Raw genomic sequence first — 18,004 nt, 5'->3', positions numbered from 1 at the left:
GGTCGCTTGTTTCAACAGTCATGCCGGAGAGCTGAATATGACCTCTTCCATTCCACCCCAGAGCCAGCCGCATCAGCCCGGTGTGGAACGGCTGATGGACCCCCCGGCCGAACATATACGCGCCGACTACCGTGGCAGCGGCAAGCTGAAGGGCCGCAGGGCGCTTGTTACGGGTGGCGACAGTGGCATCGGGCGCGCCGCCGTGCTGCATTTTGCGCGCGAGGGCGCGGATGTGGCCATCCTTTATCTGGAAGAAGATGAAGACGCGAATGAAACGGTCCGTCTGGCCCAGGCCGAGGGGGTACGGGCCCTTGCCATACGGGGTGATGTCTCACGCAGCACCGTGTGCGATGACGCGGTCAGCCAGACGGTCAAGGCATTCGGCGGCCTTGATATTCTGGTCAATAATGCAGGCGTCCAGTACGTGAGCGAAGACCTGACCGATATTACCGATGAGGTCTGGCAGCGTCATATGGATGTAAACATCAACGGCTATTTTTACATGACGCGCGCCGCCCTGCCGCATTTTGGAAAAGACAGCACCATCATCAATACATCCTCGATCAATGCATTCGCGGGTAACCAGTCCCTTGTCGCCTATACCACGACCAAGGCGGCCGAAATGGGGTTTACCCGCGCCCTCGCCCTTCAGCTTGCGCCAAAGGGCATCCGTGTCAACGCGGTAGCACCCGGCCCGGTCTGGACCCCCCTGCAACCTGCCAGTTGGGGACCGGTCGACCCGCAGTCGGTGGCTGACATGGGCAAGAAAACGCCACTGGGGCGCATTGGCCAGCCCAGCGAGCTTGGGCCTGCCTATGTCTATCTGGCGGCACGGGACTCCTCCTACGTGACCGGGCAGACCCTGCATGTCAATGGCGGCATGATCATCAATGGCTGAACCCTTGCCCGCGCTGATGCTGCCTGTTTCGTCATGGCTGCGTCTGGCGCCGCATCGCCGCTGGCTCGATATGCAGGGCCAGCGCCTGCTGGATTTTTCCAAGGCCGCCCGCGTGCGGGACGGTTTCGCCGCGCTGGATGATGACGGGATGCTCCAGCCCGGCGCCACCGCCGATAGTACGCTGACCGCGCGCATGACCCATGTCTATGCCGTGGCGGCGGGACGGGGGCTTCCCGGCTGCGGCCCCCTTGCGGCGCATGGCGTGGCCTCCCTGCTCGGCCCACTGGCGGACCACGCGCATGGCGGATGGTTTCCTGGCCCCTCCCACAACGGCATGCCACCTGAAAACGCCCGCAAACAGGCCTATCTCCACAGTTTCGTGGCCCTGGCCGCATCTTCCGCCACGGTGGCCGATGTGCCGGGGGCCCGCGACCTGCTGACCCGCGCGCTGACGATCTGGCATCAGCATTTCTGGAGCGAGGAGGAAGGCGTTTTCCGGGAAAGCTTCGCATCTGACTGGTCGGATGAAGAAGACTACCGTGGCGCCAACGCCAACATGCATTCGGTCGAGACCTGCATGGCGGTGGCCGATGTTACGGGCGATCCGGTATGGCGGCACAGGGCCCTGCGCATTGTGGAGCGCTTCATCCACGATCTGGCCCGTAATGCTGGCTACCACGTACCGGAGCATTACAGTCGAGACTGGGTGCTGCTCAGGGACTATCATCGTGACAGCCCTACCGACGCCCTGCACCCTTACGGCATGACTCCCGGCCATTTTGTGGAATGGTCACATCTTCTGCTCAAGCTGGAGGCCGCCCTTCTGCGCGCGCAGGGACATGCGCCCGCATGGTTGCTGGAAGATGCGACGGCCCTGTTCCAGTGCGGCATGAAAACCGGCTGGGCGCGTGATGGCGCGCCCGGCCTGCTTTATACGATCGACTGGGATGGAAAGCCGGTGGTCCATAACCGCCCCCACTGGTGCCAGGCGGAAGCCATGACCGCCGCCGCCGCGTTACTGAAGCGGACCGGCCACCAGTATTATGAGCACTGGTACCGCACCATATGGGATTATATCGACACCTTCATGATCGACCGCAGGCGCGGCGGGTGGATACAGGAGCTGGACCGGCATAACCAGCCTTCCGCCGTTGTTTACGAGGGCAAGGCGGACCTGTACCATGCCTGGCAGGCCACGATCACGCCCCTGCTCCCGCTGGCCCCCAGCTTCGCCACCGCCGTATCGTTGCTGGAGGGCTAGAGCATATCCAGTTTGAATGGACACATTCAAACTGGTGAAGATGCTCGATAAACAATGAGTTAGAGCAGATCCACTGAGCCAGAGTTCAGTGGAATTGCTCTAGCCGCCGTTTTCAGAACGACCAGATGGCGTCACAACTGAACCAGAGCATGTTGTTCGTGCCATTGTTTACAATGGGATTGGCCGTCGTGCCGGACTGGTTGAAGGGTCGCGTGCCGTTGAGGGACTTGTCCAGACGGATTTCGGGGCGGATGGTCAGCTTGCCCAGCGACATCCGGCGGTTGATGAACTCCGGCCGGTAGGACACGCCCAGCGTCAGCGCGCCATAGGTTGTGGGCGGGGCCGCATAGTACGGAAAGGGCTGGTTGGTGATGGATTTGGTGAAAGAGGTGAAGCTCGCATATTCCGTAATGACGCCGCCGGTATTGTCACGGAAGATTTCGCCACGCGCATTGAATGTCAGCCACGGGCGGATGTCCCACGCCACATAACTGCTGATGCCATAGGCATCGTCGCGCAGGGCGTCATCATGCAGGTAGGTGCCGTCCACCGTCAGCGTGATCCGGTCATTGACATGGTACGTGGCCATGATGTCACCGTTATACTGCATCAGGTGGTTGGCGCTGCGGCCAAGACCCACGCTGGTCCAGCCGCCGCCACTGATGGAGCGGCCATTATTGCCCTGCGGGCCGAAATGGCCGATGGCATGCAGGTTCAGCTTGCCATGCATCAGGTTGTTCCATGAAAACCCGAAATAGCCCTTGGGCTTGTTATTGTTCCCATACGCGCCGAACGTGGTGGAATTACCGGCGTCCACGCCCAGTATCCAGTCCATGGTCCGCGTCAGGTGCATGGTCGCGACAATACCGACCGTCTCGAACGGGACGATATAGTCGGAAGCATAGTTGAAGGTATAGAAGGGCCGCGCCGTCGCGGGCGTGCCTTCCGATCCCAGCAGGCCGTACATCTGCCCGATCTGCACATCGATCCCGCGCCGGTAGATCCATGGCAGGTGGGCATCCAGATGGACCTGTGTCGGCACCCACTGGTACAGCCCGGTCAGCGATCCCGACCCCATCCCTGCCGTCGGGTCGAAACGTGCGTCCGAACCGTACATCGCCTCGATCACGAAACCCAGGCCGTAGCCATGCCCGACATCGGTGACGGCATGCGAGAGCGAACCCATGATCTGGTTCATCGTGACCGTATTGGCGCGGTCGGTATAGAACTGGCCGAAGTTGCGGCCCGAGCGGGTCCAGGGGTTGCCCGAAATGCCGGCCTCGATCTGCACATGGCCTTCCAGCCCGTCCCAGTAGGTGCGGGCGTGGCCTGGACGGGGGTGGAAGATATTGCCCGTTACGGGGGCGGGGGTTGCTTCCTCCACCGGTTCGGTCGCTTCCAGGGGGCGTTCCACTTCCGTCGGAATATCCGGGGTCTGGGCCAGGGCCGTCCCCCCGGCGGGAAAGGCCAGCATGCACAGGCCAAAAAGCCCGGAAAATGAACGCGCGTTTACAGGCGCATGGTTTGTTTCAGCCATTCGGGACAGTTCCTGATCGGAAAAAACATATGGGGGAAAGACGGACTGCCCGCGGGCAGTCCGGACAGGGTTCAGGCGGCGCGGACCTTGCGCGAGCGCGCCATGAATACGGTCGTCAGCACCGCCATGAGGCCGAGATAGATGCAGAATATCTCGACATTATAGTAAATGACGGCGGTCAGTGCGATCAGCGCGCCACCCAGCGCGATCGCGGGCAGGACCGGGTATAGCGGCGCGCGATAACTGCGTGCCAGATCCGGTTCCGTGCGGCGCAGGCGGAACAGGCTGACCATGCTGAACACATACATGGTCAGCGCCCCGAAGACCGACATCGTCACCAGCGTCGCGGTCAGTGACTGGCCGTTGATCGAAATCACGTTATCGGAAAAAATGGCCGCGATCCCGATGGCGCCGCCAGCCAGCGTCGCGGCATAGGGCGTATGGAAGCGCGGATGGATACGCCCCAGCACCGAAGGCAGGAAACCGGCCCGCGCCAGCGCGAACATCTGCCGGGCATAGCCCATGATGATGCCATGCAGCGACGCAACCAGCCCGAACAGCCCAAGCCAGACCAGCATGTGCAACCAGTCGCTATGCGCGCCCACCACACGTTTCATGGCCTGGGGCAGCGGGTCATTGAGGTTGGCCAGCGCATGCCAGTCCCCCACCCCGCCAGCGAACAGCATGACACCGAAGGCCAGCGTCACGAGTGTCAGCACACCGGCAATATAGGCCGCCGGAATGGCGCGCCTGGGGTCACGCGCTTCCTCCGCCGCCATGGCGACCCCTTCAATGGCAAGGAAGAACCAGATGGCGAAGGGAATGGCGGCGAAAATACCCCCCATCGCTTCCCAGCCGAAATGCGGCGCGCTGCCCCAGCCATCATGCAGGAAATTCCCCCATGAGAACGCGGGCGCCACCACCCCCATGAAGACCAGCAGTTCGATAATGGCCGCGACGGTAATGAACAGTTCGAACGTCGCCGCGATCCGCACGCCCACGATGTTCAGCGCCATGAAGATCAGGTAGGCCCCAAGGGCCGCGACCTGTGGCGAAAGGGTGGGAAACTGCACATTCAGGTAGGCCCCGATGGCCAGCGCGATGGCCGGTGGCGCAAAGATGAACTCCACCAGTGTCGCAAGGCCCGCGACAAGCCCGCCAAGGGGCCCCAGCGCGCGGGCGCTGTACGTAAACGGCCCCCCCGCATGCGGAATGGAGCAGGTCAGTTCCGTAAAACTGAAGATGAACGCCGTGTACATGAGGGCCACGAACACGGTGGCCACCAGAAAACCAAGGGTACCGGCAGTCGCCCAGCCATAGCTCCAGCCAAAATATTCACCGGATATGACCAGTCCGACAGCAATACCCCACAGATGGAACGCACCCAGTGACTTGCTCAGATGGGTTGGGCTACTGCTCATTTACCGTGATCCTTTTTCGATGGAGGAGATGCCTGCATGGTGGATGTGTTCCTGCGGGGCCGCATCCTTCAGGCCGACCCCGGTCAGTGACAGGCGGCGCGCCTCGCGCATCAGCCATGCCAGCCTGTCCGCCGCCTGCGGTATCGACAGCCCATGGGGGTGGATGTTGGACAGGCAGTTACGCGCTGAATCCGGGCAACCGACATGGGGGGCATAGGTCAGGTAAACCCCCATGCTGTCGGCAACACTCAGGCCCGGGCGCTCGCCAATCATCATGACGACCATGCGCGCGCCGGTTGCAACCGCGATTTCATCACCCAGCGCCACGCGGGCCTGGGTGGCGATGACCAGCGGCGCGACCGCCCAACCGGAAAGACGCTCGCGCATCGCATGGAACAGGGGGACCGCGCCATTCTGCACCGCCACGGCCGAAAGGCCATCGCCCGCCACGAACACCACGTCCCATGCGCCTTCACGCAGGCGGGCACGGCTGCCTTCATCCAGCCTGCGGCCCAGATCGGGGCGGCGGAGATAGGTGGGCCGGTCAGGCGCCCGGCTGGCCACGACAATCGCATCTTCAGGGGCCAGTTGCGCACGCATGGCGGCAATATCCAGCGCAGTATGGACGGCGTCCCGCGCAAGGGCGTGCGCGCCCTGGAAGGCCAGCACATCGCGCGTGCGCTGCGCGGTGCCACTCCGCCCGATGCCGATACGCGCGCGCGTGAGGTGGCGCAGTTCGCTCCATGCATCATCCGGCGGCACGGAAATGGGTTTTTTCGTGTCCATGTCAGGCGATCAACTGGCCAAGGCGGGTCTGGCCCGGCGCGAGTTCGCGCATCTGCCCCGATTTCGCGTCATACAGCCCCATCCGTTCCAGCCACGCGGCGAATTCGGGCGCGGGGTCAAGCCGGAGCATGCGGCGCAGCGTCATGATGTCATGAAACGACAGGCTCTGGTAATTGAGCATGATGTCATCCGCGCCCGGCACGCCGATCAGGAACGAAATCCCGGCGACCCCCAGCAGCACCATGAGGTTGTCCATGTCATCCTGATCGGCTTCGGCATGATTGGTGTAACAGGCGTCGCACCCCATGGGGACGCCAAGCAGCTTGGCGCAGAAATGATCTTCCAGCGCGGCGCGGGTGATCTGCTTGCCGTCATACAGGTATTCCGGCCCGATGAACCCCACCACCGTATTGACCAGAAGCGGCTCGAACGCACGCGCCACGGCATAGGCGCGGGTTTCGACTGTCTGCTGGTCCAGACCGTGATGCGCGCCAGCGGACAGGGCCGCCCCCTGCCCGGTTTCGAAATACATCACGTTATTGCCGATGGTGCCGCGATGCAGGCCGCGGGCGGCGTCATGCGCCTCCTTCAAGGTGGCGAGACTGATGCCGAAGCCTTCATTCGCCTTCTGCGTTCCGGCTATGGACTGGAACACCAGATCCACGGCCGCCCCCCGGTTCATCATCTCGATCGTGTTGGTCACGTGGGTCAGCACGCAGGTCTGGGTGGGAATTTCGTAGCGGCGGCGCGCGTGGTCGAGCATGTCCAGCAACGCCATGCCGGTCGCCACATTGTCCGTGGCCGGATTGATCCCGATGACGGCATCACCCATCCCGTAAAGCAGGCCATCAAGGGTGGAGGCGGCTATGCCCTTGAGGTCGTCGGTCGGATGATTGGGCTGCAGCCGCGAGGCAAGGCACCCGGCAAGGCCGATCGTGTTACGGAAACGGGTGACCACGCGAATTCTGGCCGAGACCGCCATCAGATCCTGATTGCGCATGATCTTGCTGACCGCAGCCGCCATTTCCGGCGTTACCCCCGCCGCCACCGCCGCCAGTGCCGGCAGTGCCGGCAGTGCCGGCCCGTCCGCCGCGTGCGAGAGCAGCCAGTCACGGAAATCGCCCACGGTCATGTGCGAGATCGGGGCGAAGGCCGCCCGGTCATGGCTGTCGATGATCAGGCGCGTGACCTCATCATCCTCATACGGCACGAGCGCCGTGTGCAGGAAGGTTTCAAGCGGCACATCCGCCAGCGCATGCCGCGCGGCGATACGCTGCACATCCGACGTGGCCCCCAGCCCCGCCAGCACATCTCCCGACCGTGGCGGGGAGGCGACGGCCAGCAGGGTCGCAAGGTCGGGGAAGCTGTATGTCTCCCCGCAGAACGTGGCGTGAAATCCCATGGAACTCTATCCGGATAATGGGTCGGTCCTGTCATGACCGGGCCATGACAGGAGCCGGGAAATCATTCGTTATCGTAATAATAACCATGGCGAAGTGATGATGACTTGACCGGGGGGAACAAAGTTTTAACAATTTCGCACAATCCATCTTATCGGATATAGGGCACAGACAGACTGCCGAGCGGAGCATTCATGGTTCATGCATCAAGACCGGATGGCACCGCCATGGTGCTGGCCGCCGCCGCACATGGCGTTGAACAGTTCATTGCCAGAAGCGGGGGTGATATCGACCGCATTGCCGGGCGGGCCGGACTGTCAACGCGGCAGTTCGCCCTTCCCACGGAAAAGCTGGATCTCAGCGCCTATTGCCGCCTGTTCAGCGAAGCGGCGATCGACACACATGATGGCAATATCGGCCTGCGCTTCGGCCAGCAGTTCCGCCCCGACATGCTTGGCCTGATCGGGTATGTGGCGCTTCTTTCCCCCACGCTGGCCGACGCCGTGGCGAATCTCGCATCGCATTTCGGTTATCATCAGGCCCATACCCGCACCGGGCTGGTCCGCCGCAATGGCCTGCTCCATCTTGAATATGCCATCGAAGACCCGCGAATAATCCAGCGGCGCCATGATGCGGAACTGACCATGGGCATGTTCTGCAATGTCCTGCGCCACGCCCTGGGGCCGGGCTGGGCGCCGGAAGAAATACATTTTGCCCATGGCCGCCCCGAACAGGCCCATGAACACGCCGATGCGTTTCAGGCCCCCGTGCGCTTTGGACAGAAGACCAATGCGCTCGTATTCCGGGAGGAAGGCACGGACATTCCCATGCCGAATGCGAACCCGTCCCTGCTGAAGGTCGTGCGGTCCTCGCTCATTTCGCTCGCCGGGGGGGGACAGGACGCGCCTGCCAGCAGCCCGTTACACAGGCAGTTGACCGAACATATATGCAGCGCGCTGGCGGTCGGCCATATCGAGTTCGTGGATATCGCCCGCCGCATGGGCCTGCCACCATGGACACTCCAGCGCCGGCTGGCGCAGGAAAACCTGACCTATTCCGCCATACTGGAGGAAACACGCCATGCCGAGGCCCTGCGCTACCTGACCAGCACCAGCCATGACATAAGCGAGATCGCCATGGCGCTGGCCTATACGGAAACGAGCGCGTTCAGCCGCGCCTTTCGCAAATGGAGCGGCCTGTCCCCCCGCGCCTATCGAAAGCAGAACATGAAATAAGGGGGGAACATCGGCGCGTGATCGCGATGTTCCCCCCCCCCCCCCGTGATGTTCCCCCTTGGGCGCAGCGTCAGGCGACCGTATCGACCACGACCACTTCCGCATCCGCCACTGCGCGCAGCGAAAGCGTTTCGGTCGCGGAAATGGCCGCGCCATCCCCTTCACCGATGGTATGGCCCTCAACCTCCACCGCCCCTTTCGCCACGACCAGATAGCCCAGCCTTTCCGCGCCAAGGGGGTACGTAGCGCTCTCCCCCTTCCCCAGCGTCACGCCCAGGACGCGGGCATCGGCATGGATCGGAAGGGCATCCCCATCATCCGGCCTGCCCGAGGCCAGGACCACGAACTGCCCGGCCCGCTCCGCCCTGGGGAAGGCGCGCGTGCCCCATGAAGGGGCATGCCCCGTGCGGTCGGGCAGGATCCAGATCTGGAACAGCCGTGTCGCCACGTTCTCGCGGTTATATTCACTATGGCGGATGCCGGTCCCGGCCGACATGACCTGAACATCCCCCGCTTCGGTCCGGCCCGTGTTGCCCAGGCTGTCCTGATGCGTGATCGCGCCCTCGCGGATATAGGTGATGATTTCCATGTTCCGGTGGGGATGGGCGCCAAAGCCGGTGCCCGGTGCGATAATGTCATCATTCCAGACACGCAGCGCGCCCCAGTTCATCCGCGCCGGGTCGTGATAATCCGCGAATGAGAAATGATGGCGCGCATCCAGCCAGCCATGATCCGCGTGGCCCAGACGGTCAAAAGGACGGATTTCGATCATGATACCTGCTCCTGTTCGGTAATCCTGTTTCTGATCGCTAAATTACCGCCGGAGCGAATGTGTCGTATATGGAAATCATGGAAAGCCATGGTTTCTGTTTTGAACATATTCCGGCTCACCACATGGGGGACGACAGGGAACAGGCAGATAAGCTATGGAAATGATCCGGTTGCATCATTTCTCAGGATAACATTCATGAGACTGCCAGATTTTGAAGCATGGGCGATCTTCGCCAAGGTTGCGGAACTGGGCTCCTTCGCCCGCGCGGCGGAGGACATCCAGCTTTCCAAACCCACGGTTTCAAAGGCGGTCAGCCGGCTGGAGCAGGCGCTGGGGGTTGCCCTTTTCAATCGCAATTCCCGCCACATGTCACTTACGGAGACGGGGCGGCTCCTGCTGGGGCATGCCAACAGGATCCTTGCGGAAGCCGAAACCGCCGAGACACAGGCCCGTGGCGAAACGCAGCGCCCCTCGGGGCTGATCCGGGTCACGGCGCCCATAACGTTCGGCATGCGGCACCTGGCCCCGCTGCTGCCTGATTTTCTGGTCCGTTACCCCGAAATCGACATCGACATCGACTTTAGCGACGCCGTGGTCGATCTTGTGGCGCAGGGCTATGACGTGGCGCTGCGCATTGCCGCGCTGGCGGATTCAGCACTCCGCGCGCGCCGCCTGTGCCCCGTCCGTCTCGTGCTGGTGGCCAGTCCGCAATATTGCGAACGGATCGGACGACCGGCCCATCCCCGGCAGCTGGAGGGGGAAAAGAGCTTTGTCTATACCAATACGTCGGCTCCGGGCATGATCCGGCTGCGGCAGGAGAAAACCGGCAAGGAATTCGTCCTGTCCCAGACATCGCGTTTCCGGGCCGATAACGCGCAGGCTTTCCTGCCAGCCCTTCAGGCCGGGCTGGGCTTCGGGCTGTTTCCCGAATTCATGGTGGGAGATGGCCTGCGGTCGGGGGAATTCGAACGCCTGTTACCGGAATGGGAAGCGCCCCCCATCGCGCTTTACCTGGTTATGGCGGGAAGCCCGTTGCGCCCGATGCGGGTCAGCGCGTTCCTGGATTATCTTGTCACGGCGTTCGAACATCCCCCGTGGGCAAGCGGGGAAGGCTGACGGCCAGCTTATGGACACGCCCCCGGAATGGCTTCCGGGGGCATGCCGGTCAAGCCAGTTTCCGGGTCAGGTCCGCCACGTGCTGGCCCAGGAATTTCGCGCCCTCGAGTTCGTTGCCGCTGGGCTGGCGGGAACCGTCCCCACCGGCAATGGTACTTGCGCCGTAGGGTGAGCCGCCCGTGACCTCATCCAGCCTGAGCTGCCCCTGAAAGCTGTAGGGCAGGCCGCTTATGACCATGCCGTGGTGCAGCAGGTTCGACATGAGGGAGTAGAGCGTCGTCTCCTGCCCGCCATGCTGGGACGCGGTGGAGGTAAACACGGCCCCGACCTTGCCCACAAGCCCGCCCTTCAGCCACAGGCCGCCTGTCTGGTCCCAGAAATTCGCCATTTGGGCGGGCAGGCGTCCAAACCGGGTGGGCGCGCCGACGATGATGGCATCGTAATCCGGCAGTTCACGGGGCGTGGCGATGGGGGCGGCCTGCCCGGTCTTGAAATGGTGCGCGGCCGCGACCTCATCAGGCACCAGTTCGGGCACCCGCTTGACATCGGCTTCCAGCCCCGCCGCGCGCACGCCTTCCGCCACCGCGTGGGCCATCGTTTCCACATGGCCGTAGGAAGAATAGTAAAGAACAAGAACTTTTGGCATTGTCATGGTCCCTTTCCGGGGTGTGAGCGGTTTTTGTAAAAATACCGGAACCCCCATGACCATAAGTGCTGAACGGAAAGTCGATACGCCAAATTTGGAAACCTTGAATTTCCCGCAACGTGGGGGACGTCCCTCCGGTTTCGGAAAAATAATGGTCGGGACCGGATGCGCGGCCCCCTTCCCGTTTGTCCGTTTACGAACGTATTTTCCGACAATCCGGCTCCTGTCCCGGCCCATTCACGACATTTTCCACCATGGAAGGCACGGGATCGGGGGCCGGACAAAGCCCGTGATACGGGCTTTATGGCGGATATTCCCCATTATCCGGCATGGGCGGGTTGGGGACGGTGCGACAGGGTGGGTCGCCCTTGCATAAATCGTTCCATTATAAATGCCGTGGGCACACGGCAGTCATGTAACGCCCGACGTTGACACAATCCAATATAGGAACACTATTCATCGTGAGTTAGTACTTGTATCCCATGTATTATCTTGTATTTTTATAAACATGATGAGGTAAGCCATGTCTAAATGGACAGGTCTGTGGCGCGTTCGTGGCCACGATGGCAAGGACAACCGGATTGTCGTGCTCAATGGGGAAAGGGAAGATGAAATCGACGAAAAAGATTACATCATGAACAAGTTCGAACCGCCTGTTGAAGACCTGGAATGGCGGAAAAAGTAATATAATCGCGTCTCCAGCGCCTATTGCCCCAAACTGGGGCCAGAACGGATGACATGGTTTTTCAAGGGCCTGAACAGGACCGCCATGTCACCCGTGTCGATTATCGTGCCGGTGGTGAAATAGCCCGTTCCGGCGCGCGAAGCATGTACGGATTTTACAAAATATCCAGCGGCCGCAGGTAGCGCATCGCGCCTTCCCCTCCAGCGCCATGCGCTGGGTCGGCCCGGCATTCCGGGAAGCTGTTTGAAATCACCCGCTCAGGAAATATCTGCTGAAGGTTTTTTCAAAAGGCTTCGGAAAAACGCCGCCTTTTTGAAGCAAGGCGGCATCCAGGAACTTTTATGGTTTCTTATTCATTCGTTATTCAAACAGCTTCCTACATACAGAGAACCTCAAGCTCCTCCAGCTTGCTCAATGCCGCGTCATCGTCCAGATCTTCGAGAATATCCTTCAGCGTCGGCAGGAAATTGTGCAGGACCCGCAGGTCGTCCAGCCCCTGATAATGGGCGATGACGCGCTGTTTCAGGAAGTATTCCCAAAACGGGCTGGTCTTCGTATCGAAATGCGGTTGCAGCAGGCCGAAGACTTCGGCTGTCCTGCGTTCCCATTCGACATTCCTGAAGCTGACATATCTATCAATCTGTTCGGACATCTCCACTCACCTTAACTTTCCTGAGCCGGATGAGGAATGTGAAACGCCGCGCGCGTGCTGTCTGTCAGATGCCCGACATAACGGCCAGTCAGTTCAGTTCCGTCGCCTCCCCGCTGGCCCAGTTCTTCAGCAGGGCGACCTCGCCCAGGCGAAGATACCCCCGCCCCGCGCGTGAAAACGCGCCCTCGCGTATCATGGCGTTGAATTCGGTCGAGACCGTCTGCCGCGTCGTGCCCAGCAGCATGGCCATTTCCTCCATGCCCAGTGTCAGCGGCACGACCGCCCCGCGCTGTGGCCCGACACCCGCCTGCGCCGCGCAGCGCAGCACGTAACGGGCAATCCGCCCCCTGGCATGATGGAAGGCCAGATCCTCCAGCAGGGTGATGGTCTGGCCCAGAACCCGCGCGAGACCATGGATCAGGGCATGCTGGAGTGCCGGGTGATCCGCCGATATCCGCTCGATGGCGGAACGGCGGGCCATGAAGACCTGCGTAAACTCGCTTGCTTCCATCTGCAACCGGGTATGGGTGCTGAACATGTCGCCCCGCCGCAGGTAGGCGAGGCTCAGTTCCCGATCGAACGCCAGCAGGAAGGCGCGCAGGCGGCCTGTTTTGACAATGAATATGTAGTCCGTATCATCAGGGTTGGTCAGCAGTTGCCCCCGGTCGAACGCCACCATCTGGAAGGCCGCCCGCAGCGGCCTTGCTTCCTCCCCTTCCAGAAGTTCCAGAATGGAGCACGGTCCATGAACGTGTGGTGGCATCATTTACGGTATTCAAGCAAGTATCATGCCATTCCTGCCCCCGCTGCCGTTACCCCTTCAGGCCGCGTGGCCGTATGTCGCCGCCAGCCGTTCGCGCAGGTAGTCAGCCCCCGTAATGGGCGGGTAATGCGGCGCATCGCCGGAACGGGTGATGATCGGCGCGACAACCGCATCGGCGTCCGGATCCAGGAAGAAGGCGACGGAGTAGCGTTCACTGGCGGGCTGGAGCACCCGGTGCGGTGTCGAGACATAAACGTCATTGCTCCACCGCATCAGGCAATCCCCGATATTGCAGACAAACGCGCCCGGTATCATCGGGGCATCGATCCAGTCGCCACCACGCGGGCGCACCTGAAGCCCGGCCACGCCATCCACCGCCAGAATGGTCACGTTGCCATAATCCGTATGCGCCCCCGCGCCCGGCGCGTCATCAGCACCGTGCGGTTCCGCCGCGCCGTAATGCAGCAGCCGCAGGGTCGCCATGGGATGGCGGAATTTATCGGCAAAGAAATCCTCCGCCACACCCAGATCAAGCGCGAAGGCCCGGTGCAGCGCGGCCCCGACCGTCTGGCAGGCGGCGAAATAATCCAGCATGAGATCCCGCCAGCCCGGTATGTCGGGCCACGCATTGGCGGGTTCGCCAGCTGCCTCCCGGCCTATGTTGAAAGCTTCCTTGCGGTCCGGCAGCGCGGCGGTATCCAGCCGCTCCACGCCCAAGCCGACATAGCCACGGTTATGTCCCACCCTGCTGCGCGCGATGTGTTCCTTTTCCTCATCCGGCAGGGCGAACAGCACGCGCGACGCATCGAACACGCTGCGCGACAGCGCGGGATCCACCCCGTGGCCGGTAATGTAGAAGAACCCGGTTTCACGGCAGGCGCGACCAAGGGCCGCCGCGATTTCCAGATGCTCCGCGTGGTTGCCTTCCCTCAGGCGCGTAATGTCAATAACCGGAATGTCATGAGACATAGGACTGATCCCTGCTGATGGCGGAAGATGTTTCGTTCAATGTGCGGGTTGCGTTCCCCGTTTCCACGGATCCCGGCTGGTGCGTGCCCCGTTGCCGCAGGTCGCGCGGGCACAGCCCGGTCATGCGCCGCACCAGACGTGAAAGATGGAACGGCGAACTGTAACCGCACAGTTCGGCAATGCTCGCCAGTGGCATATCCGTGCGCAGGATCATGCGGATGGCCGCCTGCGTGCGCACGTCCCACACATGGCGCATGGGGGTTGTGCCGAAATACCGGCGAAAGGACGCCACCAGATGTGGCGGCGTCACCCCCCACACCGCCGCAAGGCGCGGCAGGTCGAGGGGTTCGAAATAATGCGCCTCGACATAGGCGCGCACTTTCCCCAGCCCTTCGGGCACGAGGGGGGTGTCCTCCCGCCCGGTTTCAAACCGCCACGCGGCAAACAGCGCCTCACCCAGTGCGTTGCGCAGGAGATCGGCTTCGGGCGAGCGGACAAGCCCGCATCCCAGCCCCTCACGGAACAGGGTCCGCATGCGCGATGATGCGGGCATGCATTCGGCAATCATGCCACCGCTTGCGGGGTGACCGGGCAGGAGCGGCGTTTCACACCAGCGCACATGGCTGCCCGGTGCGTAGAACGAGGCCCGTCCCTCCCAGTTTACGAACAGGCCACATTCCCCTGCCTCAAGCCCGTGCTCGCGCCCGTCGATGAGCGTGTGCATGGACCCGGTCTCCAGCAGCAGGATCCACGCATAGGGCTGCCCGGCAACCCGGAACGCTCCCCCGCGTGGATAGGCGATCTCCCCAAAGGAGAAATTCGCGCCCCTGTTCAGAAACGACAGCATTCCGGCTTCCTTGCACCACCCTCTTATCCGCTACAGATAAGTCTCCCCGCGCTGGGATGAAATGACCGGGCCGCACAAAAACATATCCAGAATTATGCTCCCGTTCCGCATGGGGACGGATGCACCGTCTGATACGGGACAGGATCCCGGTGTGCGCGCCCTGGGCGCACCCACCGGAATGATCGCGCGTCAGGAAGACTGAGCGACCCTGGCGGTGGGGCGGTGGCGCACCATATGCCCCATGACAGTCAGCACGATACAGGTGCCTGCCCAGGCCAGTAGCTGGATGCCCGTGGGCCGGTCCGAATAACCGAACAGCGCCTTTGCGGCCCGACCGAGCATGCTGCCATCCGACAGCAGCCACGAGGAATCCCATATGTCATAGCCCAGCGCGGGCAGCAGGTCGTCGCTGGCCAGCAGGGCGGCGGCCTGACTGGCCATGCCCGCCGCAAGGAACGTGACCAGCAGGCCGGTTACGGCAAACAGGCGGTTCAACGGAATGACGACCAGCCCGCGGTACAGCGCCCAGGACAGTCCCGCACCGGCCAGAACCCCAAGAACACCCCCGATCAGCATCGGCACCGGCCCGGTCCCGCTGGAAATGGCGATGCCGTAAAGGAACAGCACCACCTCCATCCCTTCGCGCAGAACGGCGACCGCGACGACGACAGCCATGGCGAACAGCGAGCGGCTGCCACTGGCGACCGCGGCCCCGACCGCCTTCATGTCCCGTGCCATCTCGCGGCCATGCCGGGCCATCCAGATGATATGCCAGCTCAGCATCACCACTGCGAGGCACAGGATCACCGCCGAGAAAACATCCTGCCCGTTGCCGGACAGCGCCTGTGACAACGCCCCGGCAAACAGCGCGAGAACCCCGGCGCCCAGCACACCCGCCCCGATGCCACCCGCAATCCAGCGCCCGCGAAAGGGAATGCCCTGCGTTGCCGCCAGTACGATCCCCACGATCAATCCGGCTTCCATGACTTCACGGAAAACGATCAGCAGACTGCCCAGCATATCAGGGTGCTTCCGTTACAGTGACGGTGCCGGTGGCACTATCGGGGTGATAATCATCAAAGAATTTATAGGTGCCGGGATGCAGCGGCCCGGCATGGACCGAAATCGTCCCGCCCTGAACAACGATTTTTTCAAATTTCAGGTCATAGCTTTCGAATTCATCGACCGTATCGTCATGATTTACCAGTTCAATGATAAACCGCTGCCCGGCCGGCACCGTGAAATGATCGGGCGTGAAGTGATGGTCCTTCACTTCCAGATGGACCGGTTCCAGGGCATGCGCGGTTGTGGATGCGGCCACCAGCACCGATGCAAGAATTATTTGGGGAAATGAAATTCGCATGGTTCATCCATTGGGTAATATCTACCCAAATAATGCGATTGGTTCGCAATGTCAAATCATGCTGGCAGGTGTCCCCGCGACCCAAACCTTTCCCCGGCTACGGCGTTGCCACCCGCACAGGCAAGGAGGCCGTCATGAACCAGACTTTCACAAGACTTGTCGTCTGCGCGCTCCTGCTGTCCGTCTCGGGCTGCTACGGGCCACGTTATCACCACCATCGCGGCTGGCATGGGGGGTATGACCGCCCTTATGGCGGGCCGGGGCCCTATCGGCATGGACCGGGACGCCGCTGGTAACGCCCCCCGGTCATGATGCATGTGCCCACGGATTAAGGCGCCGTGGTGCTTCCCCCCATGCGGTGCATGCGGGCTGGCGGCTTCCGGCGGATCATGATCCACCGGAAGCCACGGTCATAAGGCGCGCCTCAGGCAGCCAGTTCGGCATCCGCCGCCGAACCGAAGAACTCGAAGCGGACCGCTTCATCCGGTACGCCAGCGGCCCTGAGCACCTCCACCATCTCACGCATGAAGGCGTCCGGCCCACAGATGTAATAGACACTGTCCGGTCGTGCCTGCGCCTTGAGCCATGTGGGAGAAAGACGGCCCGCATGCTGCGTCGTGCCGGTATCCGCCGCCGTGTCGGGTGCGGATTCACGACTGTAGAAAACATCATGCCGGATCCGCCCGCTCGCCGCCAGCTTGCGGATGTGCCTGCCGAACGCCTCGGTCTGGGGGCTGCGTGTCGCATGCACGTAATGGATGGCGGGCGCGTCGTCGCGTTCCATAAGCGTATCCAGCATGGACATGAGCGGCGTCAGGCCCACACCGGCGCTCAGCAGCACGATCGCGGGCGTAGCCGGGTTGTCCAGCACAAAATCACCAGCGGGGGCGGAAACCTGTAGCTCCGTCCCTTCCCCTACCGTGTCATGCAGCCATTCAGATACGACACCGCCGGGAATCCGCCGTACGCTGATGCGGTAGGCGCCATTATCGGGCGCGGAGGAAATGCTGTAATTGCGGCGTTGCGACCCATGCACCGGCACATCGAGCCGGAAGCTGAGGTACTGCCCCGGCACATGCCGCATGACCGGACGCCCATCGACAGGCACCAGTTCAAAGGACGTGACCGTCTCACTCTCCTTTACACGGCGCTGGACACGGAACGGGCGCCAGCCGGCCCAGCCGCCCGGTGCGGCCTCATGTGCGTGATAGATTTCCTTTTCACGCCCGATCAGGATATGCGCCAGGAACCAGTAGGCCTTTCCCCACGCGTCCAGAATTTCCGGTGTCGCGGCATCCCCGAGCACATGGGAAATCGCACCCAGAAGCGCCTCCGCTACAAAGGGGTAATGCTCAGGCAGGATGTTCAGGCCCACATGCTTTTCAGCAATGCGTTCGACCATTCCGCCAAGAACGGCCAGGTTATCAATATGCCTGGCATAGGCCAGCACCGCCAGCGCCAGGGCGCGCGGCTGCTCGCCATCCTTCTGATGGGACATATTGAACAGATCACGGATATCCGGGTTCGCCAGCAGGCGGCGGTACATTTCCGTTGTAATCGCAACGCCGTGCGCTTCCAGCACGGGCACGCAGGCCTTGATGATGGAACGGGTCGCGTCGTCCAGGGGAGCAGCCATGTTTTACTCCTAAGATG

The 18,004-nt window shown here is 62.1% G+C and carries 19 protein-coding genes; 6 read left to right on the top strand and 13 right to left on the bottom strand.

Annotation, left to right across the window (positions count from 1 at the left end):
- Positions 1 to 37: 37 nt before the first annotated feature.
- Complete coding sequence (locus LDL28_RS02100; protein ID WP_233056992.1) at positions 38 to 898, top strand: glucose 1-dehydrogenase; 861 nt, start codon at positions 38 to 40, stop codon at positions 896 to 898.
- Positions 891 to 2,159 (top strand): AGE family epimerase/isomerase, encoded by a 1,269-nt coding sequence (locus LDL28_RS02095; protein ID WP_233056991.1) that lies wholly within the window; start codon positions 891 to 893, stop codon positions 2,157 to 2,159. The genes LDL28_RS02100 and LDL28_RS02095 overlap by 8 nt, the downstream gene beginning before the upstream one ends.
- Before the next feature lie 112 nt (positions 2,160 to 2,271).
- Here LDL28_RS02095 and LDL28_RS02090 read toward each other — a convergent pair whose 3' ends face one another.
- The 4 genes from LDL28_RS02090 to LDL28_RS02075 form a co-directional block, all read right to left on the bottom strand.
- Entirely contained in the window at positions 2,272 to 3,696 is a 1,425-nt protein-coding gene (locus LDL28_RS02090; RefSeq protein ID WP_233056990.1) for an outer membrane beta-barrel protein, read from the bottom strand.
- Positions 3,697 to 3,767: 71 nt separating this feature from the next.
- The gene (gene eat, locus LDL28_RS02085) at positions 3,768 to 5,117 is read right to left on the bottom strand and encodes an ethanolamine permease (RefSeq protein ID WP_233056989.1); all 1,350 of its coding nucleotides are present in this window, start codon (positions 5,115 to 5,117) and stop codon (positions 3,768 to 3,770) included.
- A complete protein-coding gene (eutC, locus tag LDL28_RS02080; protein ID WP_233056988.1) occupies positions 5,118 to 5,903 on the bottom strand; it encodes an ethanolamine ammonia-lyase subunit EutC in 786 nt (261 codons plus the stop codon).
- A 1-nt stretch (position 5,904) separates the two neighbouring features.
- Complete coding sequence (locus tag LDL28_RS02075) at positions 5,905 to 7,305, bottom strand: ethanolamine ammonia-lyase subunit EutB (RefSeq protein ID WP_233056987.1); 1,401 nt, start codon at positions 7,303 to 7,305, stop codon at positions 5,905 to 5,907.
- Positions 7,306 to 7,497: 192 nt separating this feature from the next.
- Between LDL28_RS02075 and LDL28_RS02070 the strand changes: the two genes are divergently transcribed.
- Entirely contained in the window at positions 7,498 to 8,538 is a 1,041-nt protein-coding gene (locus LDL28_RS02070; protein ID WP_233056986.1) for an AraC family transcriptional regulator, read from the top strand.
- A gap of 70 nt (positions 8,539 to 8,608) precedes the next feature.
- On the opposite strand, the gene LDL28_RS02065 is transcribed toward LDL28_RS02070, so the two are convergent.
- Complete coding sequence (locus LDL28_RS02065) at positions 8,609 to 9,310, bottom strand: pirin family protein (protein WP_233056985.1); 702 nt, start codon at positions 9,308 to 9,310, stop codon at positions 8,609 to 8,611.
- Positions 9,311 to 9,505: 195 nt separating this feature from the next.
- On the opposite strand from LDL28_RS02065, the gene LDL28_RS02060 reads away from it, so the two are divergent.
- Complete coding sequence (locus LDL28_RS02060) at positions 9,506 to 10,426, top strand: LysR family transcriptional regulator (RefSeq protein WP_233056984.1); 921 nt, start codon at positions 9,506 to 9,508, stop codon at positions 10,424 to 10,426.
- Between the two features lie 49 nt (positions 10,427 to 10,475).
- On the opposite strand, the gene wrbA is transcribed toward LDL28_RS02060, so the two are convergent.
- On the bottom strand, positions 10,476 to 11,072 hold the full coding sequence (gene wrbA, locus LDL28_RS02055; protein ID WP_233059154.1) for an NAD(P)H:quinone oxidoreductase: 597 nt from the start codon (positions 11,070 to 11,072) through the stop codon (positions 10,476 to 10,478).
- A 523-nt stretch (positions 11,073 to 11,595) separates the two neighbouring features.
- Between wrbA and LDL28_RS02050 the strand changes: the two genes are divergently transcribed.
- Entirely contained in the window at positions 11,596 to 11,757 is a 162-nt protein-coding gene (locus LDL28_RS02050) for a hypothetical protein (RefSeq protein WP_159104949.1), read from the top strand.
- 376 nt (positions 11,758 to 12,133) lie between these two features.
- Here the strand turns inward: LDL28_RS02050 and cowN are convergent, their stop codons facing one another.
- From cowN to LDL28_RS02020, 6 genes are all read right to left on the bottom strand, one after another.
- Positions 12,134 to 12,409 (bottom strand): N(2)-fixation sustaining protein CowN, encoded by a 276-nt coding sequence (cowN, locus tag LDL28_RS02045; protein WP_233056983.1) that lies wholly within the window; start codon positions 12,407 to 12,409, stop codon positions 12,134 to 12,136.
- A gap of 88 nt (positions 12,410 to 12,497) precedes the next feature.
- Entirely contained in the window at positions 12,498 to 13,175 is a 678-nt protein-coding gene (locus LDL28_RS02040) for a Crp/Fnr family transcriptional regulator (protein WP_233056982.1), read from the bottom strand.
- A gap of 54 nt (positions 13,176 to 13,229) precedes the next feature.
- The gene (locus tag LDL28_RS02035) at positions 13,230 to 14,141 is read right to left on the bottom strand and encodes an isopenicillin N synthase family oxygenase (RefSeq protein ID WP_233056981.1); all 912 of its coding nucleotides are present in this window, start codon (positions 14,139 to 14,141) and stop codon (positions 13,230 to 13,232) included.
- Positions 14,131 to 14,988: a helix-turn-helix domain-containing protein gene (locus LDL28_RS02030; protein WP_233056980.1), complete on the bottom strand. Its 858-nt coding sequence runs from the start codon at positions 14,986 to 14,988 to the stop codon at positions 14,131 to 14,133. The genes LDL28_RS02035 and LDL28_RS02030 overlap by 11 nt, the downstream gene beginning before the upstream one ends.
- 189 nt (positions 14,989 to 15,177) lie before the next feature.
- The gene (locus tag LDL28_RS02025) at positions 15,178 to 16,008 is read right to left on the bottom strand and encodes an FTR1 family protein (protein WP_233056979.1); all 831 of its coding nucleotides are present in this window, start codon (positions 16,006 to 16,008) and stop codon (positions 15,178 to 15,180) included.
- A gap of 1 nt (position 16,009) precedes the next feature.
- Entirely contained in the window at positions 16,010 to 16,351 is a 342-nt protein-coding gene (locus LDL28_RS02020) for a cupredoxin domain-containing protein (RefSeq protein ID WP_233056978.1), read from the bottom strand.
- 134 nt (positions 16,352 to 16,485) lie between these two features.
- Between LDL28_RS02020 and LDL28_RS02015 the strand changes: the two genes are divergently transcribed.
- Complete coding sequence (locus LDL28_RS02015; protein ID WP_233056977.1) at positions 16,486 to 16,647, top strand: hypothetical protein; 162 nt, start codon at positions 16,486 to 16,488, stop codon at positions 16,645 to 16,647.
- 128 nt (positions 16,648 to 16,775) lie between these two features.
- On the opposite strand, the gene hmpA is transcribed toward LDL28_RS02015, so the two are convergent.
- Complete coding sequence (hmpA, locus tag LDL28_RS02010) at positions 16,776 to 17,987, bottom strand: NO-inducible flavohemoprotein (protein ID WP_233056976.1); 1,212 nt, start codon at positions 17,985 to 17,987, stop codon at positions 16,776 to 16,778.
- Positions 17,988 to 18,004: the final 17 nt, after the last annotated feature.

The organism is Komagataeibacter sp. FNDCR2 (assembly GCF_021295395.1).
In the GTDB taxonomy this organism is placed as follows: Bacteria; Pseudomonadota; Alphaproteobacteria; order Acetobacterales; family Acetobacteraceae; genus Komagataeibacter.
Note: the sequence above shows the minus strand (reverse complement) of the source record. Positions and strands in the feature narration are given on the sequence as shown.

Bases quoted from the DNA above. Each gene is read 5' to 3' on its own strand.
- LDL28_RS02100 (WP_233056992.1), top strand. From the start codon at position 38: ATGACCTCTTCCATTCCACCCCAGAGCCAGCCGCATCAGCCCGGTGTG.
- LDL28_RS02095 (WP_233056991.1), top strand. From the start codon at position 891: ATGGCTGAACCCTTGCCCGCGCTGATGCTGCCTGTTTCGTCATGGCTG.
- LDL28_RS02090 (WP_233056990.1), bottom strand. From the start codon at position 3,696: ATGGCTGAAACAAACCATGCGCCTGTAAACGCGCGTTCATTTTCCGGG.
- eat (WP_233056989.1), bottom strand. From the start codon at position 5,117: ATGAGCAGTAGCCCAACCCATCTGAGCAAGTCACTGGGTGCGTTCCAT.
- eutC (WP_233056988.1), bottom strand. From the start codon at position 5,903: ATGGACACGAAAAAACCCATTTCCGTGCCGCCGGATGATGCATGGAGC.
- LDL28_RS02075 (WP_233056987.1), bottom strand. From the start codon at position 7,305: ATGGGATTTCACGCCACGTTCTGCGGGGAGACATACAGCTTCCCCGAC.
- LDL28_RS02070 (WP_233056986.1), top strand. From the start codon at position 7,498: ATGGTTCATGCATCAAGACCGGATGGCACCGCCATGGTGCTGGCCGCC.
- LDL28_RS02065 (WP_233056985.1), bottom strand. From the start codon at position 9,310: ATGATCGAAATCCGTCCTTTTGACCGTCTGGGCCACGCGGATCATGGC.
- LDL28_RS02060 (WP_233056984.1), top strand. From the start codon at position 9,506: ATGAGACTGCCAGATTTTGAAGCATGGGCGATCTTCGCCAAGGTTGCG.
- wrbA (WP_233059154.1), bottom strand. From the start codon at position 11,072: ATGCCAAAAGTTCTTGTTCTTTACTATTCTTCCTACGGCCATGTGGAA.
- LDL28_RS02050 (WP_159104949.1), top strand. From the start codon at position 11,596: ATGTCTAAATGGACAGGTCTGTGGCGCGTTCGTGGCCACGATGGCAAG.
- cowN (WP_233056983.1), bottom strand. From the start codon at position 12,409: ATGTCCGAACAGATTGATAGATATGTCAGCTTCAGGAATGTCGAATGG.
- LDL28_RS02040 (WP_233056982.1), bottom strand. From the start codon at position 13,175: ATGATGCCACCACACGTTCATGGACCGTGCTCCATTCTGGAACTTCTG.
- LDL28_RS02035 (WP_233056981.1), bottom strand. From the start codon at position 14,141: ATGTCTCATGACATTCCGGTTATTGACATTACGCGCCTGAGGGAAGGC.
- LDL28_RS02030 (WP_233056980.1), bottom strand. From the start codon at position 14,988: ATGCTGTCGTTTCTGAACAGGGGCGCGAATTTCTCCTTTGGGGAGATC.
- LDL28_RS02025 (WP_233056979.1), bottom strand. From the start codon at position 16,008: ATGCTGGGCAGTCTGCTGATCGTTTTCCGTGAAGTCATGGAAGCCGGA.
- LDL28_RS02020 (WP_233056978.1), bottom strand. From the start codon at position 16,351: ATGCGAATTTCATTTCCCCAAATAATTCTTGCATCGGTGCTGGTGGCC.
- LDL28_RS02015 (WP_233056977.1), top strand. From the start codon at position 16,486: ATGAACCAGACTTTCACAAGACTTGTCGTCTGCGCGCTCCTGCTGTCC.
- hmpA (WP_233056976.1), bottom strand. From the start codon at position 17,987: ATGGCTGCTCCCCTGGACGACGCGACCCGTTCCATCATCAAGGCCTGC.